Origin of the sequence: Leptospira bouyouniensis (assembly GCF_004769525.1) — a bacterium.
GTDB lineage: Bacteria > Spirochaetota > Leptospiria > Leptospirales > Leptospiraceae > Leptospira_A > Leptospira_A bouyouniensis.
In genome coordinates this window covers 39,767-66,664 of sequence record NZ_RQFT01000003.1, presented here as the reverse complement: position 1 = coordinate 66,664, position 26,898 = coordinate 39,767, and the positions used below count along the sequence as shown (strand labels likewise).

25 protein-coding genes and 1 tRNA gene are annotated in these 26,898 nt (G+C 38.6%); 9 read left to right on the top strand and 17 right to left on the bottom strand.

Translation table 11 applies throughout. The features are described 5' to 3' along the window. Positions 1-4 precede the first annotated feature (4 nt). The 7 genes from EHQ43_RS01865 to EHQ43_RS19540 form a co-directional block, all read right to left on the bottom strand. Positions 5-946 carry a ribose-phosphate pyrophosphokinase gene (locus tag EHQ43_RS01865; protein WP_135740391.1) on the bottom strand — a complete coding sequence of 314 codons (942 nt, stop codon included), beginning with the start codon at positions 944-946 and terminating at the stop codon, positions 5-7. Then, positions 943-1,704 (bottom strand): sugar phosphate nucleotidyltransferase, encoded by a 762-nt coding sequence (locus EHQ43_RS01860; protein ID WP_135770010.1) that lies wholly within the window; start codon positions 1,702-1,704, stop codon positions 943-945. Before EHQ43_RS01860 ends, EHQ43_RS01865 begins: the two co-directional genes overlap by 4 nt. Positions 1,705-1,731: 27 nt before the next feature. After that, positions 1,732-1,807, bottom strand: a tRNA-Gln gene (locus EHQ43_RS01855). Between the two features lie 4 nt (positions 1,808-1,811). After that, positions 1,812-2,732, bottom strand: a complete 921-nt coding sequence (locus EHQ43_RS01850; protein WP_208730851.1) for a 4-(cytidine 5'-diphospho)-2-C-methyl-D-erythritol kinase — start codon at positions 2,730-2,732, stop codon at positions 1,812-1,814. 1 nt (position 2,733) lies between these two features. Further along, on the bottom strand, positions 2,734-3,690 hold the full coding sequence (locus tag EHQ43_RS01845; protein WP_135740394.1) for a helix-turn-helix transcriptional regulator: 957 nt from the start codon (positions 3,688-3,690) through the stop codon (positions 2,734-2,736). Continuing rightward, entirely contained in the window at positions 3,690-4,862 is a 1,173-nt protein-coding gene (locus EHQ43_RS01840; RefSeq protein WP_135770009.1) for an ACP S-malonyltransferase, read from the bottom strand. Before EHQ43_RS01840 ends, EHQ43_RS01845 begins: the two co-directional genes overlap by 1 nt. Before the next feature lie 117 nt (positions 4,863-4,979). Continuing rightward, positions 4,980-5,123: a hypothetical protein gene (locus tag EHQ43_RS19540; RefSeq protein ID WP_015677411.1), complete on the bottom strand. Its 144-nt coding sequence runs from the start codon at positions 5,121-5,123 to the stop codon at positions 4,980-4,982. Positions 5,124-5,243: 120 nt separating this feature from the next. Here EHQ43_RS19540 and EHQ43_RS01835 point away from each other — a divergent pair, with 120 nt between their 5' ends. Together EHQ43_RS01835 and EHQ43_RS01830 are read left to right on the top strand one after the other, a co-directional pair. Continuing rightward, a complete protein-coding gene (locus EHQ43_RS01835; RefSeq protein WP_244242595.1) occupies positions 5,244-6,902 on the top strand; it encodes a sodium:solute symporter family protein in 1,659 nt (552 codons plus the stop codon). Positions 6,903-6,982: 80 nt separating this feature from the next. Further along, the gene (locus EHQ43_RS01830; protein WP_135770376.1) at positions 6,983-7,294 is read left to right on the top strand and encodes a hypothetical protein; all 312 of its coding nucleotides are present in this window, start codon (positions 6,983-6,985) and stop codon (positions 7,292-7,294) included. A gap of 88 nt (positions 7,295-7,382) precedes the next feature. Here EHQ43_RS01830 and EHQ43_RS01825 read toward each other — a convergent pair whose 3' ends face one another. From EHQ43_RS01825 to EHQ43_RS19535, 7 genes are all read right to left on the bottom strand, one after another. Next, positions 7,383-8,150, bottom strand: coding sequence for a M23 family metallopeptidase (locus EHQ43_RS01825; protein WP_135740396.1), 768 nt, complete (start codon positions 8,148-8,150; stop codon positions 7,383-7,385). Further along, a complete protein-coding gene (locus EHQ43_RS01820; RefSeq protein WP_135740397.1) occupies positions 8,107-9,525 on the bottom strand; it encodes a flavin-containing monooxygenase in 1,419 nt (472 codons plus the stop codon). The genes EHQ43_RS01825 and EHQ43_RS01820 overlap by 44 nt, the downstream gene beginning before the upstream one ends. A 379-nt stretch (positions 9,526-9,904) precedes the next feature. Then, positions 9,905-10,753 (bottom strand): metallophosphoesterase, encoded by an 849-nt coding sequence (locus EHQ43_RS01815; RefSeq protein WP_135770375.1) that lies wholly within the window; start codon positions 10,751-10,753, stop codon positions 9,905-9,907. Beyond that, on the bottom strand, positions 10,713-11,183 hold the full coding sequence (locus EHQ43_RS01810; RefSeq protein ID WP_135740398.1) for a GNAT family N-acetyltransferase: 471 nt from the start codon (positions 11,181-11,183) through the stop codon (positions 10,713-10,715). The genes EHQ43_RS01815 and EHQ43_RS01810 overlap by 41 nt, the downstream gene beginning before the upstream one ends. A gap of 8 nt (positions 11,184-11,191) precedes the next feature. Further along, positions 11,192-11,737, bottom strand: a complete 546-nt coding sequence (locus tag EHQ43_RS01805; protein ID WP_135753643.1) for a hypothetical protein — start codon at positions 11,735-11,737, stop codon at positions 11,192-11,194. Between the two features lie 64 nt (positions 11,738-11,801). Beyond that, entirely contained in the window at positions 11,802-12,248 is a 447-nt protein-coding gene (locus tag EHQ43_RS01800; RefSeq protein WP_135770008.1) for a thioredoxin family protein, read from the bottom strand. Positions 12,249-12,277: 29 nt separating this feature from the next. Beyond that, the gene (locus tag EHQ43_RS19535; protein WP_012387282.1) at positions 12,278-12,427 is read right to left on the bottom strand and encodes a hypothetical protein; all 150 of its coding nucleotides are present in this window, start codon (positions 12,425-12,427) and stop codon (positions 12,278-12,280) included. 118 nt (positions 12,428-12,545) lie between these two features. Here EHQ43_RS19535 and EHQ43_RS01795 point away from each other — a divergent pair, with 118 nt between their 5' ends. From EHQ43_RS01795 to EHQ43_RS01770, 6 genes are all read left to right on the top strand, one after another. Continuing rightward, the gene (locus EHQ43_RS01795; RefSeq protein ID WP_135770007.1) at positions 12,546-15,230 is read left to right on the top strand and encodes a valine--tRNA ligase; all 2,685 of its coding nucleotides are present in this window, start codon (positions 12,546-12,548) and stop codon (positions 15,228-15,230) included. Continuing rightward, the gene (gene purD / locus EHQ43_RS01790; protein WP_135770006.1) at positions 15,220-16,497 is read left to right on the top strand and encodes a phosphoribosylamine--glycine ligase; all 1,278 of its coding nucleotides are present in this window, start codon (positions 15,220-15,222) and stop codon (positions 16,495-16,497) included. Before EHQ43_RS01795 ends, purD begins: the two co-directional genes overlap by 11 nt. Further along, a complete protein-coding gene (locus EHQ43_RS01785) occupies positions 16,498-17,337 on the top strand; it encodes a hypothetical protein (protein WP_135770005.1) in 840 nt (279 codons plus the stop codon). A 23-nt stretch (positions 17,338-17,360) separates the two neighbouring features. After that, a complete protein-coding gene (gene prfB, locus EHQ43_RS01780; RefSeq protein WP_135753639.1) occupies positions 17,361-18,488 on the top strand; it encodes a peptide chain release factor 2 in 1,128 nt (375 codons plus the stop codon). 4 nt (positions 18,489-18,492) lie between these two features. Beyond that, positions 18,493-19,989: a sigma 54-interacting transcriptional regulator gene (locus EHQ43_RS01775; RefSeq protein ID WP_135770004.1), complete on the top strand. Its 1,497-nt coding sequence runs from the start codon at positions 18,493-18,495 to the stop codon at positions 19,987-19,989. A gap of 62 nt (positions 19,990-20,051) precedes the next feature. Next, entirely contained in the window at positions 20,052-21,116 is a 1,065-nt protein-coding gene (locus tag EHQ43_RS01770; protein ID WP_135770374.1) for an OmpA family protein, read from the top strand. Here EHQ43_RS01770 and EHQ43_RS01765 read toward each other — a convergent pair. From EHQ43_RS01765 to lepB, 3 genes are read right to left on the bottom strand one after another with little or no spacing between them, the layout of a single operon-like run. Continuing rightward, positions 21,109-22,995, bottom strand: coding sequence for a motility associated factor glycosyltransferase family protein (locus EHQ43_RS01765; protein WP_135770003.1), 1,887 nt, complete (start codon positions 22,993-22,995; stop codon positions 21,109-21,111). The genes EHQ43_RS01770 and EHQ43_RS01765 overlap by 8 nt on opposite strands. Continuing rightward, positions 22,996-24,807, bottom strand: a complete 1,812-nt coding sequence (locus tag EHQ43_RS01760; RefSeq protein ID WP_135770002.1) for a penicillin-binding protein — start codon at positions 24,805-24,807, stop codon at positions 22,996-22,998. 2 nt (positions 24,808-24,809) lie between these two features. Then, positions 24,810-25,358, bottom strand: a complete 549-nt coding sequence (lepB, locus tag EHQ43_RS01755) for a signal peptidase I (RefSeq protein ID WP_244242659.1) — start codon at positions 25,356-25,358, stop codon at positions 24,810-24,812. Positions 25,359-25,504: 146 nt separating this feature from the next. On the opposite strand from lepB, the gene thrC reads away from it, so the two are divergent. Beyond that, positions 25,505-26,854: a threonine synthase gene (thrC, locus tag EHQ43_RS01750; RefSeq protein WP_135770001.1), complete on the top strand. Its 1,350-nt coding sequence runs from the start codon at positions 25,505-25,507 to the stop codon at positions 26,852-26,854. The last annotated feature ends 44 nt before the right edge of the window (positions 26,855-26,898 follow it).

Genomic DNA, 26,898 nt, shown 5'->3' with positions numbered 1-26,898 from the left:
AAAGTTATGAAAACAGACTAGAGATTGATTCTTCGTTATGAATCCGTTCGATGGCTTTAGCAAAGAGTGGGGCGATAGAGAGCGTTTTCAAGTGATTTATTTTTTTGCTCTCGGGAATGGCAATGGAATTAGAGAGGACAATTTGGTTGAATTTTGCCTCATTGAGTTTCGCTGGTGCTTCCCCGGAAAGTACTCCATGGGAGGCACAACATAAAACTGATTTTGCTCCATTTTCATACAGTGCCATCGCGGCTTTGGCAATCGTTCCACCTGTATCAATCATATCATCGAGTAATAAACAGTTTTTGTCTTTGATCTCACCGATCACATGCATGACAACTGACTCGTTTGCTTTAGGTCTACGTTTGTCGATGATAGCAAGGGATCCGTTTACTTTTTTACCGAAATTTCGAGCGCGTTCCGCTCCACCAGAATCAGGGGAAACAATGACTAGGTCTTGCATGCCAAGTGAATTGATGTATTCCGCAAGTACTGGTGAAAAATACAAATGGTCCACAGGAATGCGAAAGAAACCTTGGATTTGGTCCGCATGGAGGTCCATTGTGAGAACTCGGTCAGGGCCAACGGTTTCAATTAAGTCAGCAACCATACGAGCAGAAATGGGAACCCTTGGTTCTACCTTTCTGTCTTGGCGACCATATCCATAATAAGGAATAACAGCAGTAATGCGACGAGCAGAAGCCCTTCTAGCTGCATCGATGATGAGTAGAAGTTCCATTAAACTGTCGTTAGCAGGGTAACTAATGGATTGGACAACAAATACGTCGCGGCCCCGAACATTCTCTTCGATTTTGACAGAACTTTCTCCATCCGAAAATCTTTTGACTGAGATTTGGCCATTGGGAATGCCTAAATTTTTGCAGATTTCTTCCGCTAAAGGTCTATTTGCATTTCCAGAAAATACTACGACTTCACTAGGATTCATACTCCAACCAACCCGTTATCTATATATTGTTTCGCAAGCGCCAAATCATCAGGAGAATTGATACCGTGACTTTCTAAAGCATTGGTTAAAGTTTGTGCTCCAACCTTTTTCCCTTCATTTCTGAAAATTTTAATCACATCAGTCAGGTAATATTCTTTTTGTGCGTTGTTATTGCCAATTTGTTTGAGGGCACCAAAAAGATCTTCCGTATTAAAACAATAGGTTCCCGTATTCACTTCGTTTACGGCTTTTTCTTCGGGATTCGCATCTTTTTCTTCCACAATACGAAGAAGGCTCCCATCATCAGAAGAACGAATGATACGTCCATATCCAGTAGGATTTTCTATTTTTGCAGAAAGGACTGTTGCCACATAACCATTGGATTTATGGTGTTCGATGAGATTAGAAAATGATGATGGAGAAATTAGAGGTGCATCTCCGCAGGCAACGATCGTATAGCCAGTGTATGGTGCGAGTTGTTTCTCTGCCGAAATCACTGCATGTCCAGTTCCCAGTTGTTCTGTTTGCTCGGCAAACTCAACACCAGGAAAGGATTTTGCAATGTCTGTGACAATGTCTTTGCGGTAACCGACAACCACAACTTTACGGGTTATGCCGGCTGATTCGATATTACGAAGAACGTGGAGTAAAAGTGGGGATTCGTTCAGTACAACCGCAACCTTGGGAAGCTCACTCTTCATTCGAGTTCCTTTCCCCGCCGCCAAAATAACAGCAGTTACAGTATTATGTAGGTTCATCGTTCGTTCTATCGGATCTTTTAAAACTGGCTGGCCTGCTAGGATTCGAACCTAGGGAATGGCGATACCAAAAACCGCTGCCTTACCGCTTGGCTACAGGCCAGTTTCTAAAAAGAGAACGTTCGAAATTCCATTTCGGGGAATTTGAGAGAAACATTGGGAAGGGCCTCGTTTCGTTTCCCTTCTGTCGGATAAATGCCATAAAGACAAGAACCAGAACCTGAAAGAGAAGCAAAATCTGCTCCCGACTCAAAGAACCCTAATTTCAATTCCTTTAGTAAGGGTTGGGTCTGGAAAGCGATTTTTTCAAACTCGTTCTCTAACCTGTTTTGCAGGTAAGCCCAATCCCCGACGTGAAGACTTCGAATTAAATCCTCTGCCAGAGATTTCCATACTTCGGAACCATAGGGTTTTTGTAAACTTTTTTGAAGTCCTGCGTACATAGATCCTGTGGATAATCCAAATGGAGGGATGGCAAGGATTCCAAATCCTTTGGCAATGGAAATCGGCTCTAAGATTTCTCCAATCCCACTGACAAAACAAGCTGAGTCTTGGAGGAAAAAAGGAACATCGGCACCAATGGATTTGGCAAAAAGGATCTGTTCTGGCCCAGTCAATTTCGAGAACGTCAAAATTTGTCGTAAAAATACACCTGCATTGCTACTCCCCCCTCCAATCCCACCTTCGGGGGGGAGGAATTTTTTCAGGTGGACTTTGATTTCTAAAGGTTTGAGTAAGTTTGGTTTTAAAGAAACAAATGTTTTGGTAAGGATGTTTTTGGTAAGGTCCCCTCGTTCCGAAACGGCTTCAAATAAAGAGTGGCGGTACCCTTTTAAGTGGTTTTCAGAATGGATTTCCAAAGTGGATTCATTCCCTTGGGGTAAGGGATGTATTTGGATTTCCATTGGATCACCAAAGTCAATTGGAACAAAAACACTTCTAATTTCATGTAAACCATCATCCCTTTTGTAAGGGATCACTAAACCAATGTTAATCTTTGCGTGTGCAATTGTTTGCAAAGGGACCAACTTATGTTTCTAAAGACTGGTTTTGTTTGGAAAGAGAAATAGATTGTAAATGAAGTCGTATGGATTCTTTGATTTCTTTTGGTTCTGCTACGAGGATGGAAGTACCATAACCAAGTATGGTTTGGATGAGCCAATTTTTATCCTGCATGGGAGTTTGGAATTCGCGGTAAGTTGTGTTTTGGATTTGTTTTACGTTTCCAGTTTCTTTTAGAGGGAGTTTCAAACCCAAATGGTAGGAGGCAGAGTCTGTTACCCATAATGTTACTTTGGATTCGGGATTGGATTCGATTTCAAATTTTTGTTTGAACCCTTCCAAAAACTCAGAAGCTGTTTCTGGAATCTTTGGGTAATCCATATCAGTGATCGTGACCTCTAAGATATAGTCCAATCGAAAGGAACGAAAACCCTCTTTGATTACGTCATAGGCAAGGAGGTAGGATTCATTTTCTTCGAGTAATAACCAAGGGGCAAGAGTTCGTGTTTCTTTTTCCTTTGTATTTCGTTTCCAATAAACAATAGTTAGTATTTTTTTAGAGTGAATGGCTTCTTGCACCATTTCTTTCGTTTTTTGGTGAGGTGACCAATCCCCTGAAGGCAAAACAGAATCTATTTTTTTTAAGATGGATTGTTTTATAGAATCTTCTTTTTTGTTTTGATTTGTCAGTAATAACGAACGTAATGCGGCCCATTCTTTGGGAGATAAGGGTAACGCTGAGTCAACTGCAATGGGGAGTCTAATTTTTACCTTATCTCCATCAAAATCTAAATCCACAGCATCAGTCGGAGAATACGGGTACATCTCAATCATATACAACTCTCCCAAGTCTTTTTTGAGAGAGGAGATGGATTTGTGCCCGGTTACTCCTTGGATTTCTTCTAATGTTAAACCTTCTGGGTGTGAAGCCAGAAGGCGGATTAAATTGAGTTTAGAAGCGGCCCGGGCTGTAGAAGGGTTCATTAAACTTCGAGAATCACCTTTAATTCTTTTGCGTTAGATGCGCATAAAGATTGTTTTTCGATGTTTTTTGCTTTGAGGTGGCCACCGGTTAATCTTTGGCTCACAACACTTGGTCCAAAGTCAATGATTGTCGTGATGGCACTGTCGTTAAAAATAGGAGCAATCGCCAAATCCCAGTAAAGTGGTTCAATGAGGACCATTTTGAAAAGAATATCACGAAGGTTTCCATCTTTTTGTAAGTTATGACCATCAAAGATACTGTATACAGGTACTTTTAAATCAGCACCAGTATATGGGAATGGAACCACTGAAGCATCTTCTGCAATGAACTGATCAAGAGAAGTTTCCATAAACGGGCAATGGAAAGGAGCTGTAGTTTTTAAATATACGAACTTAAATTTCTTTTCATCCATCTCTGCTTTCCATTGTTTACGGAATGATAATAGGGAAGAAGGAAGAGCAGATAAAATCATCGAATCAGGAGTGTTGTACAAGGAGATAAACACTGTGTCTTGGCCTTTGAATCCAAGAGAATCGTTTGTTTTTTTCACTCGGTCTTCGAGTTCATCTTTTGAGTAACCGATTACTGCCACCATCGGAGCTGGGTTTTTGTCACCGTTAGCTTCGTTTTCTTTGACGATGTCTTCCGAAACTTGGAAGTTCGGGTACACTTTTTGTCCGTTAAACCCAAGATAAAAAATAAATTTTAAAAAGTCTGAATAGGCCTTTAAGAAATCTGCGCCTTCTTTTCCAAGACCGACAAGTGCAGACGCAATCACCCCTTGGCTATGTCCACTAACAGCGCCCGTTGCTTTGATGAGTTCTGCTGTTGGGTAACCACGTTTGGAAACCAAAACATAGTTTGCCATTTGGGTCATAAAAATCCCAGGAACAGAGATGGGTGCACGGGCTAGATAATCTTCGTTTGGTGCTGCATCTGGATTTTCAATCCAAGATTTAAAATCGATTCCTTCGCTGAGGAGAGGATTTTTTCCATCACGAGCCGCGATTTCACCAAGAGTTTTGAAACTCGTTTCGAAAAATTCTTTTAATTCTGGTTCTGCATACAATTTTACGAGTTCTTTGAGGTAAGGGGAACCCTGTCCTCCGAATTGAAGGAAAAATTTTTGTGAATTTTGGAGGGTACCGGAAAGGAGTTTTGCCGAAGTCATTATATCTTCCTGAGAAATGATTTTTCTGTTACCGTACAGATAGGACTTCTCAGAACAAGGAGAAAATTCCTGGAAGGACTGGCGAAACCTCCCAGGATTTGGAAACAAACTGACCGTTTAGGCTGCTTTGCTTTGTTCTAAATTGGATTTGATGCGTTCGTGGTCGAGGGCAAGGAGGACCGTATTTTCAAAATAGGTCGCAAAATCAATTCTCCCAGAAGCATAATCTTCATGGAGAAGGGCTAAGAGAAGGTAGAACATAGATCCTCCTGGTGGTTCCGAATCTATCAATGCGACATAATTCGAAAAGTCTTTTTCAAAGAAAGTGTTACTCAGTATGTCGGCGAGTTTGGAAAAATTTTAAGGAAAATATTAAGCAAGGTGACCGGTCCTTCTCCATCGATTTCCACTTTACAAACTTTTTTTCTCGGTTTCCCTTACAAACCTATGTTTGTTGCCTTAAGCCCCATTGATTATCTCATCATCCTTGTTTTCGTCGTTTTTATGGTGGTGATAGGGGTGCTTTTGAAACGATCCATGAACCATTCTTCTGATTTTTTACTGGTAGGGAGGAAAATCCCCAGTTGGATCACAGGGATTGCCTTTATCTCGGCAAATATTTCCGCCTTAGAATTGTTAGGGATGAGTGCCAGTGGGGCTGAATATGGTTTTTTGACCTTTCATTTTTATTATTTGGGTGCCATTCCCGGTATGATCTTTCTTGGGATCTTTATGATGCCGTTTTATTATTCTTCCAAGATACGAAGTGTACCTGAATATTTGCGGTACCGATTCAACAGACAAGCCCATTTAGTCAATTCTCTCATCACCTTGTTGTCACTATCCCTTGGTTCTGGAATTTATTTGTATTCCTTGTCCCTTGTGTTTGAAACTTTATTTGGTTGGAATCCACACTTATCCATTCTATTCAGTGCACTCATTGTTCTGATTTATACTTACTTTGGTGGACTTAGTTCTTCCATATATACGGAAGTGATGCAATTTTTTCTGACAGTGCTAGGTCTTTTTCCATTGGTCATAGTCGGCTTAACTAGGTTAGGTGGATGGGATGGTCTCATGCAAAAAATCCCTGAGTCTCACAAACATATGTGGGTGGGACTTCCAGGTGGACAAAATGAACTTGGTTGGGATGTACTCAGTGTGACTGTTGGGCTTGGTTTTGTTTTGTCGTTTTCGTATTGGACCTGTGGATTTGCGGAAGTGCAAAGAGCAATGGCAGCCAAAGATTTTCGAGCTGCTAGAAGGACTCCACTCATTGGAGCCATGTTCAAATTATTTTTGCCTTTCCTCACTGTCATTCCTGGACTCATTGCACTGGCTGAGTATTCCTCTGAAATGAATGGAGAGTATAACAAAAGCTTTTTGATTTTATTAAAAAACTTTTATCCATCAGGGATGTTAGGTCTTGGCACAACAGCTTTACTTGCAGCTTTTATGGCGGGGATGTCAAGTTCCATCACAGCTATGAATACGATATTTACTTATGATATTTACCAAACCTATATCAATCACAATGAGGATGATAAAACCTATTTAAAGATTGGAAAACAAAGTACGATGGTAGCAGTTGTGTTTGCGATTTTTGCATCCTACATTGCGATGCAATTTGAAAACATTATGAATTACATCCAGTTACTATTTTCCTTTTTTAATGCACCCTTAATCTCAATTTTTTTACTTGGTATGTTTTGGAAAAAAGCATCGAAGTGGAGCGCATTCTACGGGATGTTAGTGGGGACTGCGAGTGGCCTAATCCATTATTTTTTTTATGCGAATGGATATTTGTATTATAAATCGGATATGGTTTCCAATTTTTACGGTGCCATTTACTCTGGTCTGTTTTGTTTTTTGGTGATGGTAGTAGTGAGTTTGATAGAATCAGAAGATCCAAATCGAGACTTACATGGGTTAGTGTATGAAGATAGAGACAGGACCAATGAATTTTGGGATCCAAGGATTCTTGCCTGGGGTGTGATTTTAATTGTCCTACTTGCAGGTTTTAATATCGTTTTTGCGTAAAGATTTATACAACCGTAATAAAATAGTAATTGAATATGAGTATTCTCAATTCTATGTTTGTAACAGTATACGCAAAGACCATGAAACCAAATCATTATACCGAAATCCCTGCTACCTTTGAAGTTCAATTGGAACAACTGAATGATTATGATTCGAAAAAACATATCAGTGCCAGAGGGATCAAATTTTTCCATCCTTATGACATTGAAGTGCCTTCGATTTTAAAAATTTCTTTAAAAATGATTTCAATGACAGGATCGATCGACTTCCTCGTGAAGACATTAAAGTCTGATAGGGTGGATAAGGAAGACCTATACGAAATTCATTGTAATTTTTATGACACAAATGCTGAAAAAGAAGACGAAGTGTTGGAGTTTATCAAAAGTTTTTAATCGTTTTTAACGTTGGTTTCGTGTTGGGAAACACAAATCCCGTTACGCAAAGGTTCAACTTTTTGTATCGAAACGGATTAGATAAAAACTACAAAGTTCCGTTTTTTTCGCCAATCCATTGGAAGGTTTCTTCACTAAAGGTCTTTTCTTTGGGACCGTATGTCATAAGCCAACGAGTTGGAGGTAAAAATCCATCTGTTGTCAGTGCATAACCACCACCTAACGGAGCACCTACTTTGGATCTAAGTTCAAAGTGGAGGTGAGCCGGGTAACTTCCTCCCGCATCACCAATGGTTCCAATCCATTCTGTTTTTTTGACCAGTTGGCCTGGTTCCACATCGATAGTGTGGAGGTGGGCATAGACAGTTTCTAAATAATAAAAATTCCCATTGGCCAAGTTCTGATGGTGGACTACGCGAACCACTTTCCCCCATCCTCCCCCATAATCGGCAATTTCTGAAACCACTCCGTTCCCAAATGAATACACTGGGGCTGCAAAATCTGAGTCCCCACCTGTAAGAGCATTCCAGTCTTCTCCTAAATGTTTTCGACCACCAAACTTTGCATTTTCGGATCCAAATTTTTGGGCTAAGTAATATCCATCGGCATATTTCCCGCCAACAGGAAATTCAAAGTCTGTCGCATGGAATGAGGGGTAACGTTTGAGGATGGGGAAAGGATCTGTTATACGAACTTCTCCGGAAGACTCCATCCATCCAAAGAGTGGATTCCCTTGGTAAGAATACCCTTTGGAAACACAACCTGTTCCGAGTAGATGGAGACAAATTGTGGCAATTAAGAATCCAATTGTCTTATTTCGAAACCAATTGTTTTTGTTTACGAGAAGGAGAAACATTACGGCTCTCTGAATGGTACATCGCGCGTGCTTCAATTGGCAAATGGTTTCCTTCCTTCATTGCCTTTTTTTTGCCACGTTCCATTTCCTTTTTCATCTCATACAAAAAGCTATCATAATCCACTTGGATGGTGTGCCTTGTGCTACTCACATACCGTTTTTTCATCGCTTTCTCATCTTTTAGGATGGAGGTTTCCATTTCATCCTTAGATGGTAGAACATAATTGCCTGTTAAATACTGTGCGATCCATTTGCCTTGGCATTCTGCGAGTGGCATAATGGCACCTAATGGTTGCATGAGGCCAACAAAAAACAAATTATTGATCCCAGGTTTCATCATTTTATAATAAAGTGGGATGTAATTATTGGGTGCTGAGAGAAAATCTTCATCAAAGAAAGGGAACCTAATATTATAACCTGTGCAATAAATTAGAACATCTGCCTCTTCCTCTGTTCCATCAGCAAAGGCAATTTTTTTGCCACGGAGTTCTGTGATCACGGGTTTTGGTTTGATATCACCTCGGCCAAGTCTTACGAGTAAGTCTTGGGAAATGGTGGGATGAGCAGAACCAAATTTATGATCTGGTTTTGGTAATCCGAAGTCTTCCATTTTTCCCACACCGAATCGAATCAGTAGGTGAGCGAGTGTTTGTTGGATGAAAAAAGGAACCCAATGTGGTGTGTATTCCGTGAGTTTGTCTAATGGTTTTCCAAACAAATAATTGGGGATGACGTATGCACCTCTCCTTGCCGATAAAAATACTTTTTTGGCAACACCAGGTCTTGATAATTCAACAGAGATATCCATGGCACTATTTCCCATACCAAGGATGACAACGTTTTTCCCTTCACAGTTAACAGGTGTTTTTGGGTCTACATAAGAATGTGAGTGAATGGTTTGGCCTGAAAATTTTCCAGGGAATGGTGGGTCTGGCCATCGTTCACTCCAATGGTGGCCATTTGCAACGACTAAGACATCATAAATTTGAGTTGGTCCTTTTTCTGGAGTAATTTTCCAAAGTCCATCTTCTGTGCGTTCTGCTTTTTTCACTCCGTTTTTGAATTGGATGTGTTTGCGAAGTCCAAAGTGGTCAACATATGATAGAAAGTATTGTTGGATTGGTTCGTGATTAGGGTAGTCGGGGTAGTTAGTTGGCATGGGAAAGTCACGGTATTCCATGCGGTCTCTATGTGTGTTGATGTGTAAGGATTTATAAATATTACTAAGACCGTTGTCATTTTTGTAACGCCAGTTGCCACCAACATCACTACCTTTTTCATAACAATCAAAGGGGATGCCATGTTCTTTTAAGGATTTAATGACGGTGATTCCAGACGAACCAGCTCCAACTACACAGACTTTTGGAAGTGCCATAATGGGTTTCTCTCTTACTAAAGATTCGATGAACGTTTGGGAAAGATTTATAAAATAAAGAACATCGTTATCAAGTAGATTTTGGTACCATTTTGAAAAAAAGTATGATATCTAACCTTTTTGGGATTTGGAAGGTTGTTTGCGATGTAGCGATTTCAAAGTTTATACTTTGTCTTCTTTTTGATTGATTCAATGAGATGTTAGGATGCTTAAAGGAGAAACAAAATGAGAAATCGCATTCACCCTTAAATCTCTTAAAACAATTGTTTCTTGTTTATTCTTTAGTCTCAGCGCACCAGTTGCAACCTGGAGAATCCTTACCTTAATATCATTCACTATGACTTAGAATTTGCGTCTGTTGTTGGATCGATCAGATTCATCAGTTTGCTTTGTGTTTTAAAATAAGGATGGGAACTTCGGAAGGACAATTGAATCGAAGAGGTAAAATAGACCACCCAATCCCAGCAGAAATAAAAACCATTTCGTTGAAAATAGAATTTCGAATCCCTAAATCATAGTTTTTATTTTGGACAGGAAGGATAGGAGAATGTTGAAGAAAGGGAATTCGAACTTGCCCGCCATGGGTATGACCAGTAATGAAAAGATCTATCGATACTGTATGTGGTGTATCCGCTGATTCCGGATTGTGCGCAATGGCAATTCGAAATTGTTTTGGATCTGTGTGTTGGAAGATTTGATCAATTGGAATGTGGTCTTCCCAAAAATCCCCAAGACCACCAAGGATGATTTTCTCATTGCCGAGTTTGATTTCAAAAATTCGATTGCGTATCGATTTTTTACTTTCTTCTAATAAACGAAGAGAAAGCGAATGATTTGCCCAATGATCATGATTTCCATTCACGAAGACTTCTCTATCTTTGGCTTTTAGAAGAGGAAGTAATTTCCATACATGAATCAACTCTTCGACAAAATTTCTTTTTTTGACGTAGTCACCAAGCCCAACAATTAGATCAGGATTTTGTTCATTGATAGAACCAATTACATACCGAATCCAAAATTCAGGGTTTAGAAAACCATAATGTAAGTCTGATACAACTGCGATTTTATACCCATCGAAATTCTTTGGTATTCTTGTGGATTCAATTTCGTAGATAGGAAAACGAACGTAATAACGCTCGAAAAAGAATGAGTTGAAAAAGAGGATTAGTAGCGAGAAGAGAAGGAATTTAAATATTCTTTTCAACTGTATAATTCGTAAATTTAACATCATCTCGTTTGATTACATTTTCGCTGATCATAACAAAGCCAAGGGATTCAAAAAATGGTTTTGCTGTGATACTTACATGGGAGATAAGTTTTTTCGCTTTTCTGTTCAATGCAAATTCTTCCAATCGGTAGTAAATTTGTTTTGCGATGCCCAATCGAAGGTATTTTGAACTTACATAGAGTAAATCAATACAGTTTTGACGGTCTAATGTGCCAAATCCAATGATGGTTTGATTGAATTCCGCAAGAATGACCAATTGTTGGTTTATAATTTCTTCCCATCGTTTTTCATCTTCTGATCCGGAAGCCCATTTTTTTATCTGAGCATCCGTATAATCTTTGTTACAAACATTGGTGATGGATTCTATAAATAGTTCTTGTAGTTGGAAAAGATCATGTATGTTTCCAATTCGATACCGAACATTTTCCATCGGAAATATTACTTTATGTCATTCCCTACCAAAAATTGTTTCACCTCTGCTTCCTGATTAGAAATGATAATTTTTGTTACCTTTCCTTCTTTCAATTGGATTAATGTCACAAATCCTTTTGTTCTTGGAAATGAATCAGCTATTTTTTCTTCTCTCACCAAACGAAGGGTATATGGATAAGATTTCATTTTAGGTAGTGCCACAAATTTTGTGATCAAGGAAGGCATTCTGTGAATGTCGGAAATGAGAACCGTTTGTTTGGATTCTAAATACCCTTTTCCTTCTTTCTCCAAGATGGGATGGATGATTTTACTGGCATCCATATCGGAGATAAACAAAACCTTTTTAGTATCAGTGGGAATGGGACTTGGTTCTTCCCATTGGTTGGTATAATTGATCTCTGGGAGCAAGTCACCTATTTTCAATGTTGGGGGCGTGATTTCTTCAGCTGTTAGGTGAGAGGTAAGTAAAACGAAAAAGACCAAACAAAGAAAAACAAATCGTTGTGGTTTACTAGCCAATGGGCGGAGGAGGGAATTGGTTTTAAGATTCATTTTTGGTCCTTATTTATGTAAAAATATTTGTTATGGTGAATTCGTAAAAATTTGCGTTTCGATATCACAATTTGTATAAATACTCTAACACTTGTTCTTTTGTCATCTTTCTGGCATTAGAAAATTCTCCACCTTTTGTCGAAGTGATGATTTCCCCACTCGGAGATAGAACAACCAATGCTGGGATTCCATTTTGAATGGGATCACCTAATCTTTGGTTTAGACTTAAGTTTTTGTCAAATTGTCCCACATCTACTTTCATCACCACAAATTGTGTCTCCAAAATAGATTTGATTTCAGGCTCAGAAAAAATCGCATCTAATGCGCGACAATCGGGGCACCAATCCGCTCCAAAGACCACGATGAGTTTACGATTGAGTTGGTTCGCTTGAGAAAGGGAACCATCGTATTGAGATAGAATTATGTCACTTTGTTTCGAGCAATGTGTGAGGCTGATGAGCGAGAAGCTTAAGAAAAGAGAGGAGAGAAAAAATAGGAATCGGCGTTCCATAAAAGTGCGGAAGGAACCTTCCGCTTCGATTATTTCTTTGCGATTTCTTTTAGGATTTCTTGTCTTTTTTTGTCTTTCTCGATGTGAGATAGAGACAACCAATCACGTTTCAATTGTTTCTCTGAAACACCTTTGAAGGTTGCATATTTGCCGAGGATTTTTGCTGTTTTTGCGTTCATGCCGACCAGATTCTTTTAGACCAGCTTTCTGTCAATGCGAACCTAAAGCATCGTGTTTCATCCTTGACCCATAAACTCTCTGCGAAACATAGTAAAGTCCAAGAAATCGATCGACCCTATGAAATCACATCTACCCGACCGTTATGATCCTGAATCTGTAGAACCAAAGTGGAACCAAATCTGGGAAGAAAAACAATCCTTTGCACCTGACACTTCACGCAAAGAAACATTTTCCATTGTCATCCCACCACCAAATGTCACAGGGAATTTACACATTGGGCACGCACTCAATCACACCATCCAAGATATCATCATTCGTATTGAACGGAAAAAAGGAAAAAATGTGGTTTGGGTTCCAGGTATGGACCATGCCGGAATTGCCACTCAAGTTGTCGTTGAACGCGAGTTAGCAAAGGAAGGTAAATCTAGAACCGATTTCACTCGAGAACAATTCATAGAAAAGGTTTGGGAGTGGAAAAAACATTCTGGTGGAATGATTGCCAAGCAACAACGGTTACTCGGTGAATCGGTCGACTGGTCTAAAGAACGATTTACATTTGATGAAGGTCTTTCTAAAGCAGTGATCAAAGTATTTCGAACTCTTTTTGATGAAGGTTTGATTTACCGTGGGGAACGAATCATCAATTGGTGCCCTGTTACTAAAACTGCCATTTCCGATATTGAAGTGGAGTATAAAGAAAAACAAGGGAAACTTTACCATATTAAATACCCGAAGGCTGAGTTTAAATCTAAAGATCCAAAATCATTGAACCCTGGGGAATACATCGTTGTCGCAACCACAAGACCAGAAACCATGTTTGGTGACGTTGCCGTTTGTGCTCACCCAGATGACAAACGTTATTCGGGTTTAAAAGATAAATTTGTATTTTTGCCGATTGCTGAAAAAGAAATTCCTGTGTTATTTGATTCCTTTGTGGACAAAGAGTTTGGATCTGGACTTGTCAAAATCACTCCAGCTCATGATCCGAATGACTATGAAGCAGGATTAAGGCTTAAATTAACTCCTTTCAACATCATGAATTTGGATGGAACTCTAAATTCGTTTGCAGGGAAATACAATGGACTCGACCGATTTGAAGCGCGTAAACGTGTTGTGGAAGAGTTAGAATCCAAAGGTTACATTGAAAAAATTGAAACCCATATTCATAGTGTGGGCCACAACCAAAGGGGTGGAGCTGTCATCGAACCACTGTTATCAACACAATGGTTTGTCAAAATTGAATCCCTTGCCAAACCTGCGATCGAAGTGGTGAAATCGGGAAAAGTACAGTTCCAACCAAAAATGTGGGAAAAAACCTACTTTGAGTGGATGGAAAATATCCGTGATTGGTGTATCTCACGTCAATTGTGGTGGGGGCATCGAATCCCTGCTTATTATGCACCAAACGGAGATATGGTGGTCGCTGAATCATTAGAAGAAGCCATTACTCTATTTGAGAAAAAAGGAATCTCGATAACGAAGGACACCATCAAACAAGATGAAGACGTACTTGATACTTGGTTTTCTTCGGGGCTTTGGCCATTTTCTGTTTTTGGTTGGCCCGAAAAAACAGAAGAGCTTAAACAATACTACCCAACTTCTGTCTTAGTAACAGGATTTGATATTATCTTCTTTTGGGTCGCTCGGATGATCATGAATGGTCTGAAGTTTATGGATGATGTTCCGTTCCAAAAGGTTCTCATCCATGGACTTGTTCGTGACAAAGATGGAAAAAAATTCAGTAAGTCACTCGGTAACGTTGTGGATCCATTAGACATGATGTCCAAATACGGAACCGATAGCTTTCGATTCTTTTTAGCAGCAGTTTTGCCTGAAGGAAAAGATATACTATTCGACGAATCTAGGTTAGACGGTTATCGGTCTTTTTGTAATAAAATTTGGAATTCTAGTCGTTTCATTTTTATGAATTTACCGGAAGATTTTTCTCCAAAAGAACTTAATTTAGATTCTCTTGAAGACACTGACCTTTGGATTCTGAATGAATTCGACCAAATGTTTGCACGGTATGAAAAAGCATACTCTGGTTATTTATTTTTTGAAATGGCAAATGCTGTTTACGATTTCGTATGGGGATCATTTTGCGATTGGTATTTGGAATTAACAAAAGCTCGAGTGTATGGTAATGTCACACCAGAGTCTGCAGAAAAAGCACGCCAAGTTCTCGTAAGTGTATTAAAAAAATCACTTGGACTCTTACATCCTTTTATGCCATTTATCACAGAGGAAATCCATTCTCTTCTTGATACAAAAGAATTAGCAAAAACAGAATTTCCAAAAGCTTATGGAGTTTCTCCGTTATCACCTGCTGTCGTTCGGATGGAACTTGTTCGTGAGATCATCACGAAAATTCGAAATATGCGCGCAGAACTCGGTGTCAAACCTGAGAAAAAATGTAAGGTGATTCTGAAGTGTGCAAATCAAGATTTGAAAGAAATGATGGAACGGGAGATTAAATCCATCCTCCAACTTTCCAAAGCTGAAACATTGGAATTTTTAGATTCGTATGAATTAAAAAATACAGATTCCGTTGGAGCGTTTTCGATTGGAGAAATTATATTACCTTTAGAAGGGATTTTTGATTTTGAGAAAGAAAAACAAAGATTGGAAAAAGAAAAAAAACAAATCGAATCCGAGATGGAAAAATTAGAAAATAAAATCAACAATCCTTCCTTTTTAGAAAAAGCAAAACCAGATGTTGTAGAAAAAGAAAGAGAAAAATACAACACATGGAAAGAGAAATTAGAAAGTACAGTTAGGGCGTTGGAAAAAATTGGAAAATAAATATAAAGTTTTATTAATAGGAAGTGGCGGAAGGGAACATGCATTAGCGGATGCAATTTCCAAATCAAATGTTTTGGAATCTCTTAAAGTATTCCCGGGGAATGGAGGATTTTCTTCGGATGTTTTATTAAGTCCAAATGAGATTTCCATCACCGACAAATCAAAGTTCTTTGAATATATAAAAACATCAAAAACAAACCTTGTGGTTGTTGGGCCTGAAGATCCTCTTGTGAATGGAATTGCAGATTGGTGTGATGAAATTGGGATCCTTTGTTTTGGACCTTCTGCCTATTGTGCGCAAGTGGAAGGAAGCAAACATTTCGCAAAAGAAATGATGAAACGAGCAAAAGTTCCCACTGCTTCATTTGCGGTATTCACTGATCATGAATCTGCTTGGAGTTATGCACAAAAAGAACTGTTACCGTTAGTTGTTAAAGCAGATGGTCTTGCGGCAGGAAAAGGTGTTACCGTTGCATTTGAATTAAAAGAAGTCAAACGTGCCTTAGATGAAATCTTTTTAGAATCCAAGTTTGGTCAAAGTGGCAACAAGGTTGTAATTGAATCATTTTTGGAAGGGGAAGAAGCATCCCTTTTTGTCATTACTGATGGTGAAAGATATATGTGTTTGCCTGCGGCTCAAGACCACAAACGCGCATACGATGGCGACATCGGGCCAAACACAGGCGGAATGGGTGCTTACGCGCCAGCCCCAATTGTAACTGATTCTGTTCTGTCAAAAGTCAAATCAAAAGTCATAGAGCCAATGTTAGATGATTTTAGAAGGTCTGGGCATCCCTATAAAGGGCTTCTTTATGTTGGACTTATGATCACCAAGGAAGGGGAACCTAGTGTGGTTGAATTTAATTGTCGGTTTGGTGATCCTGAAACACAATGTGTGTTACGACTGATTGACGAAGATATTTTACCGATATTCAATGCATCCGCAACTGGAAGTTTACCGGAACGGAATCTGAAGTTAAAACAAGGTTCTTCTGCTGTTGTGGTACTTGCCGCAAAAGGGTATCCTGATTCTCCTGAGAAGGGAATGGTTTTGGAAATACCAGCAAACGAAGGGAATGTGGTAGTGTATCATGCAGGGACAAAAAAAGTAAACTCTTCGACCCTTGCAAATGGTGGGCGTATCCTTGGTATTACTTCTTTTGGCAAGAGTCTGAAAGAAGCAATAGATGAGTGTTATGTTTTCTTAGGTAAATTGAAAGCGCCAAATACTTTTTACAGAAAAGATATAGGTAGGAGAGCTCTTTAAGTGCCATTTAGTCTCTCGGGTAATTTTAAAGCTTGCGAACGTTCCAAACTTCGCAATTTTGAAAAACACCTAGGGATTATTTTATCCGAAAACCAAACGCAACTCCAACAACACTTGATGATTCGAAGATCATTACAAAACTTAAGTGGATCTGTTAGTGTTTTATCGGGACTGAGTCGCCTAGAACTTTTATCGTTCATCTTCATCTTGACTCAGTTTGGTGATATCACTCGTACGGAAACACCACCAGAGTATTTACAATTGGAATCAATTCCTTATGTGATCGAATGGTCGAAGGGACATTATATGATCCCACTTGAAATTTTAGAACATTTGGCACATGAAAGGATCTTTAAAGACCAAGGGTATTTGTTTGCCCTTATTCCTGCTTTACCAATCAAAGAGAAAAAATCATGGATCCGTTGGATTGGTGTGGATTTTGAAAAAGGTGGGGACAGAGATTTAAATTTTGAAATTTATTTCCAATGCCGTGTATTACAAAAACCATTTTTGGGTAAATCACTTGTTCAAGAATCAGAGATTCGTTTGGAACAAATTTGGCCACGTGGTAAAAATGAATACATCGATTGGTTTTATAAGGGATTATCTACCTTTTATTATGCAATGGAAGAGATGAGTCGAAAAGAAAAAGATCCATTTTTACTCCATGTGATTGAACTCATCAAATCAGGAAAATTCATCTTAAAAAAACTACCTGATACATATGGAAAAGAAACCAGTTATTCTTTAGTTGGAACGGTAGAAGGAAATACACCACAACTTCGTGAAACTACTTTCCAATGGGAAGTGGAACGTTTGCGTAAAGATTCTTTGTTTTAAAAGTTATTTCGGATTTATATAGTATGGATAGACCACTTAAAGAATTAAAAAAACAAACCACTGAAATGATAGAATCATTTCAAACATATTGGACATCACAAAATTTCCAAGAAGATTATGATAGATTGTTATCTTTGATTGAAAAGGCAAATGATCCCAAATTATGGGACTCCCCAGAACAAGCAAAAAATGTAACTCAAAAGAGGAATGAACTTCAATTAAAATTAGATCCATGGTTGGATCTTAAAAAGGAACTTTTGGATTTTCCTGATTTGATTGAACTTACGTCCGAAGAGATGGGGGAAGCAGGTTTAAAATCGTTAAATGATGATTTTGATCGTATGTTCGAATCATTTGAAAATTTGCAGATGTTAGATGCTCTTTCCGGGAAAGATGATGGGAAAGCTGCCTTTATCAACATCCACCCAGGAGCTGGCGGAACGGAATCACAAGACTGGGCTGATATGTTGCTTCGAATGTACACAAGGTTTTGCGAACAAAAAGGTTACCGTGCTGAACTTGTTGACTACCAACCAGGTGAAACAGCAGGCATTAAAAATGCCACCTTATACATCCAAGGCGATCATCCCTTTGGTTATTTAAAATGTGAATCTGGTGTTCACCGACTTGTCAGGATTTCACCTTTTGATTCAAATAAACGTAGGCATACTTCTTTTGCATCTGTCTATGTGACACCTGAAGTAGATGATGACATACAAGTGAACATCGAGGAAAAAGATTTACGTATAGATGTATATCGTTCGTCAGGAGCCGGTGGACAACATGTCAACACAACTGACTCTGCAGTTCGGATCACACACATTCCAACAGGTATCGTAGTTTCTTGTCAGATGGAAAGGTCCCAAATCAAAAACCGTGACACGGCGATGAAAATGCTAAAAGCAAGGCTTTATGAAATGGAAAAACAAAAAGCTGAAGAAGAAAATGCTAAAAAAGCCGGGGAAAAAAGAGATATAGCTTGGGGTTCACAGATTCGCAGTTATGTGTTCCATCCTTACAATTTAGTAAAAGACCATCGCACTGATTTTGAAACAGGAAATGTACACGCAGTGATGGACGGTGACCTCGAAGATTTTATTATTGCATATTTAAAATACCTGACAAATCAAAAGGCAAACGCTAAAGTATAATCCGATGTCTGTAAAACAGGATATTTCCGGCACTTTAAGGAAAATCCAAAAGGAAATCCAACAACTTCCGAATATTACGGATCGTTTAAATTTCATTTTGGATATGACACTGACTCTATTTGGTGCCTCGACTGGGAGTATCTCCATTATGGACCAAGAGGAAAAGGTGCTTACCATTGTTGCGGCCAAAGGTATGGACTGGGAGAAAAAAATCGCAGCCAAACTTCCGTTAAACTTAGGTGTGACAGGCCGTGCCGCATCCTCTCGAGAAATCATTTATGTTCCCGATGTAACTTTAGATAAAGACTATGTCAAACTAATTGAAACAGTTCGTTCTGAACTTGCGATTCCATTATTAACAAGAGATTCTACCGTTGGAGTTCTCAATTTAGAATCAGACAAAGTAAACTTTTTTTCACCTGACATCATCAACCAGGCAACACTTTTTGCTTCCCAGTTAACCATTGTTATTTTAGAAGAAAGGATTGCAAAAGAAGCTTTTGAAAAATCTAAACGGGAAGAAGATCCTGTCGAAGAAATTTTAGGATATGATCCAAGTATTCTTTTTTTAAAACATAGAATTCGACAAGTGGGCCCCTCTGATATTTCCGTCATGATCATTGGAGAAGAAGGTTCTGGAAAAAAGTTAGTAGCAAAGGCATTACATTATATTTCCCAAAGGAAAAATGGTCCATTTTCGACTGTTGATTGCTCTGGTTTGAGTTATGAATTATTGGAAGCAGAACTTTTTGGAAGTTATAGTGGTAAAATATTTAATCCTGGAAAATTGGAACAAAGTAATGGTGGATCCTTATACATAGAATCTATTGGAGATTTACCAAGCAATTTACAAACCAAACTCTTCCAAACACTTCGTGATAAAACAATACCAAATCCAAATACGAAAAAAAAAGAAGATGTTTTAAATATTAGAATTTTTTCGGGTAGTAAACGAGATCTTTTGGAAGACATTCAAAAAGAAACTTTCTCCATGGATTTATACTACCGCCTAGCGGAAGTTCCACTCAGAACTCCACCCTTAAGAGAAAGGAGAGGAGACATCCCTTTACTCGCCCATCATTATTTATACCAATATAATAAACAATATGGGAAAAACAAATCGTTCTCCTCAGAGGCACTAAAAGCACTTACTGGAATGCCATGGAGTGGAAATGTTCGCCAACTCCAAAGTGTCATCCAATATGCTGTTATAGTTCCGCAAGAAACAGTACTTGAACCATATTCTTTCCAGCAAGATGGAAAACGGGAAGAAGAGTCACGTGGTAAACTCACAGCAGTGGGTGTGGGAACGGAAAACCTTTCCCCTAGTGATAATTTATCCCTAAACTTAGCCATCGAAAAGCTAGAAGCAATTTGGATCAGAGAAGCCTTTCAAAGAGCAAGTACCCAAGAGGAAGCCGCAAAACTCCTTGGTATCAGCCGCGGTTCCTTACAATATAAGATCAAAAATAACCAATTTCTGGACGGATTCAGCAACTAATCACAAGAAAAGAATGGATGGAACGGCCAGGTTGGTCGATAGTATTACAAAGGAGCTTCGAAGTGGCAGAAAGTTATTACCGTACCATAAGTGGTAAACAATATGACAATGAATTGTTAGATATCGCAGAGAAGGCCACCAAACGCAGCAAAGCTCCTATTGGTAAAAACGTAGCTAAAACATTATTTGATGCCATCAAAGATGGTGGCGATTACACTGATGTTGAAAAACGCACTGTCAAATACATCCGAGATAACTTTAAATTTTCACCAGAAGCAGACGAATACCTTCGTTCCGAAGTAAGAAAGTGGGCAGCAAAAATTTCCGTGCCTGCCGCCAAGAAAAAATCACAATCCAAATCTTCTAACTCAAAAGAATCATCTTCTAAAACAAAGTCATCTCGCTCGAAAAAAACTTCTATCACTGTTGATGAGTCTGAATCCTCTTATATGGAGATTTATGATGCTAGAGAAGAATCAAGTTATGAAATTGCTCCGACTCCGGAATACAACGAATTAGTAGCACTAAATAAATTTCAAATCACTCCTAAACAAAGCCAGTTAGGAAAATATTTGATTTACGGAATTCTTGGAATCTTTTTGATTCTTTTGTTAGTTTTTGGAGTGAGAAGTTGTAATCGCAATTCAAAAACCAATGTATCTACAAGCAACTCTGAATCTTCACTAACACAAACATCAAACCAAAGGTCATTGGATAGAGTTCCTTTACAAGAAGGGAAAGTTTCCAATCAATTTGATTCACAGGCAAAGGCGATTCGATATATCAATGACTTACAAATTCGATTCATCAAACAAAGTATGGCTACAGAAGATACAGCTGCAGACAAAATTGTGACTTTAGCGGAAGCTCTCAAAACTTATCCAGGGATCAAAGTACGCGTTAAAGGCCATACTTGTTTCATTGGTGAGATGGATGAAAATAAAATATTGTCTGATGAACGAGCCAAATTTATTTATGACGAACTCATTAAAAATGGTGTGAATGTTAATCAACTCGACTACAGAGGGTTTGGTGAAACTGCCGAAATAGATTCAAATCAAACTGAATCAGGTCGAATTAAAAACCGAAGAGTTGATTTTACAGTCCTTTCAGTGAATCCTAATTAATCGATTGTAATCGATACAAAGATTTTGTGAGCATCCGTTTGGTACTCTGAACGGATTCATATAATCCTTCATATAATAACAAAGACTTCTTAGCCACGCCTAACTGGACATTTTCTTTTTCTTCTAAACTCAAATGGTCATCATATCCTTCCGTAATGGTTAAGATCACCCTTTGAATCCCCAAACTCAATATTTCATTGAGTCCTTTTTTTTGAGATACCTGTTCATCGATTCCATCCATTTGTTTGATGTCTTCCGAAAAGGTTTTTGGATTGATTTGATTCTTTTGGATTTGTTGGTAAATTCTTTTGGAAACAGTGGATCCTTGTTTAACGAGGATCGCAAAATCTTTTAATGATGAAATTGTATTTTGAATGTCTTTTGTAAGAAGTGTTTTGTCAAAAAAATTTGGCTTTTCTTTGAGCTTCGAATGGATTAATCGTTTGGTTGTGTTGACTAATTCATTTTGATTATGTGAACCATTTTGATCGAAAGAAAATTCTTTTTCAAAGTTGGAATATTCCATCCCTTCAAGTTTGGCACCAAACTTAGTTAAATTGATCCAAGGATTTTCTTTTGTATGATCCTCAAACCATTTTTTGAAGATTAACATTTTTTCATTAGTAATGTAAGTTTCGTTCTGATTTCCAAGGACTTGTTTTTGGGGTAGGGCAAACAATTGTTTATAGTTATGTTTTTCTCTCCGAAACTTTCTTGATTCTAAATAATTGAGTCTTTCTTCTAAGACGGCACCTTTTGAATGTGCAAGACCCTTTGTAAAACTTAAATCTTGTCCTACTAGATAGACTTTCTTGGCCCCCATAAGAGTTGCAAGGCTAGCGGCATTTGTGGAAACAGAACCTCCAAATGGTACAGAGCCGATCTCTCCGGACGAAGTTTTTTCTAATAATTGGATGAGAGGAAAGGGAGATGACGTCACAAAACCTTTGTTTGGTCCTTTTTCCAATCGTAAACTGATGTAAGTAGAAGTTGGATCAAAGATTAAGATTCCTTCTCCGTTATAATCTTCTAAGTATTGGCTGTTCAATGCTTGAGGATCTACTGAATAAATCAAATCAGGGTCCACTCCAAAAGAAGTTAATATCGGAACAGCAGTGTCGACAGCAAGTAAAAGGTATTGGTTTCGGTATTCAATCAGTTCTGGAATTGATTCTGATAAACTTGGACCTGCGCAAGCTATGACAATTTTCATACCATTGGCTATCCCAAACAAATCAGAAACTGGACGAAACTGAGAAAGTTCTGGCAAATTATAACAAATGTTTTTTGCCCAAATTTTTTCAAAACGAGTTAATGTAGCAAGGTTCACATCTTTTTTGTGAAACATTTGTTCGGCGATATGTTTTAGCCTTACATACTCTGATTCTTTCCATTGCCAAGACCCTCGGTGTGGTACAAAACTGATGGGATGGGTTCCCTTTCCTTTGACAGCATCGGAAAGTTGGTCTTCTAAATTTTCCCCAGTGATGAGTACAAGTTTACCCGATAAAAAAAATTCTGAAAAATCAAATTTGCTCAATGCTTCTCGAATTAAAAAAGGAAAAGGTTCCATCCAAAGAATTGTTACTTTATTACGTTTTAATAAATAGGGAATGATGTAACCAATACCGGCACCAAACAGTAAATAGATACGCTCGGTTCCATCATGTGGCAGTTCTGCGACAAATCGAATTGCTTCTTTTTTCGGATCAAACTGGCTGTGAATCCAAACACCATCAATTTCTAAAGTATCATCACCTGATTTTGATAAAACACGATTGTATTTGTACCCTTCTGCACTCGATGATTCGTTCTGTAAAAATAACGATAAATGAGAGGGTAAACTCGCTAAATTTTTGGCAAGGAATGAATCGTTCACTTAAGGTTCCAAGATAATTTTTACATTCACAATTGGAGTCAGTGAAGTATTTGGTTTTGGATCTTGTGTTTTCACAAACCCAGATCCTTCGAGTGTGTATTTTACTTTTAACTGTTTTAAGACTTGGAGAACTTCAGATGCCGTTAAACCTGTTAGATCTGGCATCTGTTTAGGATCTACTTTGAACAATTTGTTCTTTTGATTTTGTAAACGATAAACCAACGCCTTTTCACTTCTTTCAACAATTGGAATGATACTTTCAACCACTTCACGAAAAACTGGAGCTGCAATCCCTCCTCCTGTATGAGCTTCTCCTCCAGGTTCATCAAACACAATAAGACCAACATACTTGGGTTTTTCGGCAGGAAAAAAACCAAGAAAACTAGCTGTAAACAATCCTTCTTGGTATCCTGCTCCAGCTTTTGCTTTTTGGGATGTACCTGTTTTCCCTGCAATGAAATAGTTTTCTAAATAGGCTTTTTTACCGGTTCCTTGCGAAACAGCCTTTCCCATTGCATTTAAAGTTTTTGATGCAGCTCCAGGCTTAATACCAAGTAACTCCGATTTGATGGAAAATTCATGCACCAATTCACCATACGAATTTGTGATTTGAGATACAACCGAAGGTTCAAATAAAATCCCACCATTGACAACGGCAGCAGCGGCAGTTATGAGTTGGATAGGTGTTACTGAAACTCCTTGTCCAATTGACATAAAGTAGGGTGTACTTTTGTTCCACTTGTTTTGTGGTGGTAAGTATCCTTTTGCTTCATGAATTGAAAAATTTGTTCGTTTTCCAAATTTAAAATTGTCCAGATAACGATAGTAAGTTGCCTCGTCGATTTTTTGTGCAGCTTTGATGATCCCAACATTACAAGAATACTGCAAAATTTCATCCAAATTCACATGGCCATGATTATCTGTGCAACGGATGATGGTTTTACCAATTTCAATGTAACCTGGACAATGGAATCGTTCTCCTGGTAAAATTTTTCCTTCGTTTAAGAGCATAAGTGCGATGAAAATTTTCATTGTGGATCCAGGTTCATACACATGGCGGATGGACCAATTGGTATGTGATTCTACGGGAAAATTTTGAAAATTGTTTGGATCAAAACTTGGAAAGGATGCCATCGCTAGAATTCTACCGGTTTCCGTGTCCATGATCATTCCTATCCCACGTTTAGATGCTGTTTGAAGGAAAGCTTTTTGTAAGGATTTTTCTAATCGATATTGAATTATACTATCTATTGTTAGATGAACATTATTTCCTTTTGAAGATTCTGCATCAGGAGTAGAAAGAAGTTCTAAATTATACAACATCTCAATTCCAGACAAAGCTTTGTCATCATCATATCCAGTGAAACCAAGTAAACTAGCAGCTAAACTTCCTTGTGGGTAAATGCGTTTATATTCCTTTTCTACACGCACTCCAGGTAATGATAAAGCTTTGATTTTCTCTGATTTGGATAATTCAATTTCTCGTTTTAATAAAAAATAGTTTTGTTTTTCACGAATGGTTTCGATTAGTTTGTTTGTTGGAATTCCAAGAACAGGACCTAACTCTTGTGCGGTGAGTTCTGGATCGTAGATATTAGATGGATCGATCCCCACTGTGGCTGATTCTCTTGAGATCGCAAGTTCTATGCCTCGGCGATCGTAAATCGTACCTCTTTGGACATATTTATTGGCTTTTAGATTGATGATGTTTTCATTGAAGTAGGTAAGATACACCACGCGAAAAAACAAAACTGCAAATAGTGATAAGATAAAATAAAAAATGTACTTAAATCGAAGTTTGTATTCTGTCATTGTTAAAAATAAAAGATTACCTTTCCTTTAATTTTTTCTACAGGGACAAGGCCAAAAGATCTGGAATCTGTTGAATACTGGCGATTGTCACCGAGTAATAAATAATAGCCAGGAGGAATCCTTCCTTGTTTGTCCATGGCAAGGAATGGGGAATGATGGCGATTTAAGAAAACTGATGTGGAAGGTTCACTTGTATAAGATCCTTTTGGTAAATAATTTTCCAAAAGTTCCATTGAATCGATGAGAACTCTTCCTGCTTCAATTGAATAAAATTCGCCAGGCAAACCAATCACGCGTTTGACGACTAGTTCGTCTTCTTGACTCACAAATAACACAAGGTCTAATTTGTTGATATTTGGATCTGTATACAAAAGTTCTGTTCCAAAAAATTTGGCGGAGATGGCATACCCACCTTTCCAAACAAAAACGACGGATCCGTGTTCGAGGGTCGGATACATGGAATTTCCTTGGACTGAGTAAATTTGGAACAAAAATACCCGGACAAAGAGTAAGAAACAGAGAAATAAGAAGACGAAGAGGCTCCTTCTCATGTATCGTTTGATTTTGAACCACCAACCGGGGCCTTTAGTTTCTGTTTCCATATCCATCAAAAAACGATAAAAATCATTCGTGCATTTTTCCCCATTCTCCAGTATGGAAAAGGAAGTTTCCGTAAATCTGAAGCCTAGAGAAGTCTATGTCACTTACAAAATATCAATTCCGAGCACAGTTTCGCTGTACCAATGACTCCTGTCGCAAAACATACCCACTCCACCAAGTCATCTATTCCTGTTCAAGTTGTGGAGAACTTTTAAACGTAGAACATGATTTGGACAGCTTAAAAAAAATCCCAGCTGAAGAATGGAAATCTACTTTTGAATCTCGTTTTCGATCGAGTCAATTTCCCTATGCTTCGGGAGTTTGGGGCAAAAAGGAATGGGTCCTCCCCGAAATCAATGACCAAAATATCATCACATCAGGGGAAGGGACGACCCACTTATATGATGCTTCTCGATTTGCCAAAGACCTTGGTCTAAAAAGCCTTCATGTAAAACAGTGCGGCGTTTCCCACACAGGTTCCTTTAAAGATTTGGGAATGACAGTCCTTGTAAGCCAAGTGAACCAAATGATATCGGATGGTGTTCCTATCAAAGCGGTTGCGTGTGCGTCCACAGGAGACACCTCGGCGGCACTCGCTTCCTATGCGGCAAAAGCAGGAATCCCTGCTATCATTCTACTTCCAGCTAACAAAGTATCTACGGCACAACTCATCCAACCTGTTTCAAATGGTGCGATTGTTCTGGCATTAGAAACTGACTTTGATGGTTGTATGGCTGTCGTGAAAGAACTCACACAAGAAAAGTCGATTTACTTAGCAAATTCTATGAATTCCCTACGAATAGAAGGGCAAAAATCAATCTCGATTGAAATTACCCAACAACTTGGTTGGAAAGTCCCAGATTGGGTGGTGATCCCAGGTGGGAATTTAGGGAATGTATCGGCACTTGGGATGGGTTTCGAAATGATGTTGGAACTAGGCCTGATCGATAAATTGCCAAGGATCATCCTTGCGCAGGCAAAAAATGCGAGCCCATTGTATAAATCGTTTAAGAAAGGTTTTGCGGAGTTCTCTCCGGTTACGGCCGAAAAAACTTTAGCCTCTGCCATTCAAATTGGAGACCCAGTCTCTGTGAAAAAAGCGATCCGCGTTCTTAAAAAATTCAACGGAGTTGTCGAAGTGGCAACAGAGGAAGAATTAGCAAACGCAAGTGCAAAAGGGGATTTGTACGGACTTTATAATGACCCTCACACTGGCGTTGCTCTGGCAGCACTTTTAAAATCGATCCAATCGGGAGTGGTCCAACAAAATGAATCGGTGGTTGTCATTTCCACTGCGAATGGACTCAAGTTTACTGAATTCAAACTTGCATTCCACGAAGGTAAGATTCCCAAAGTGGATGAAACTCTGAAGAATGTGATCTTACCATGCAAACCTACACTTTCGGGAGTGATGGAAATCCTAGGCAAACATTTGCAGAAAACATAAATCGCTAGACAAAACTGGATTCTGCTGGCAATTTTTTTAAGTTT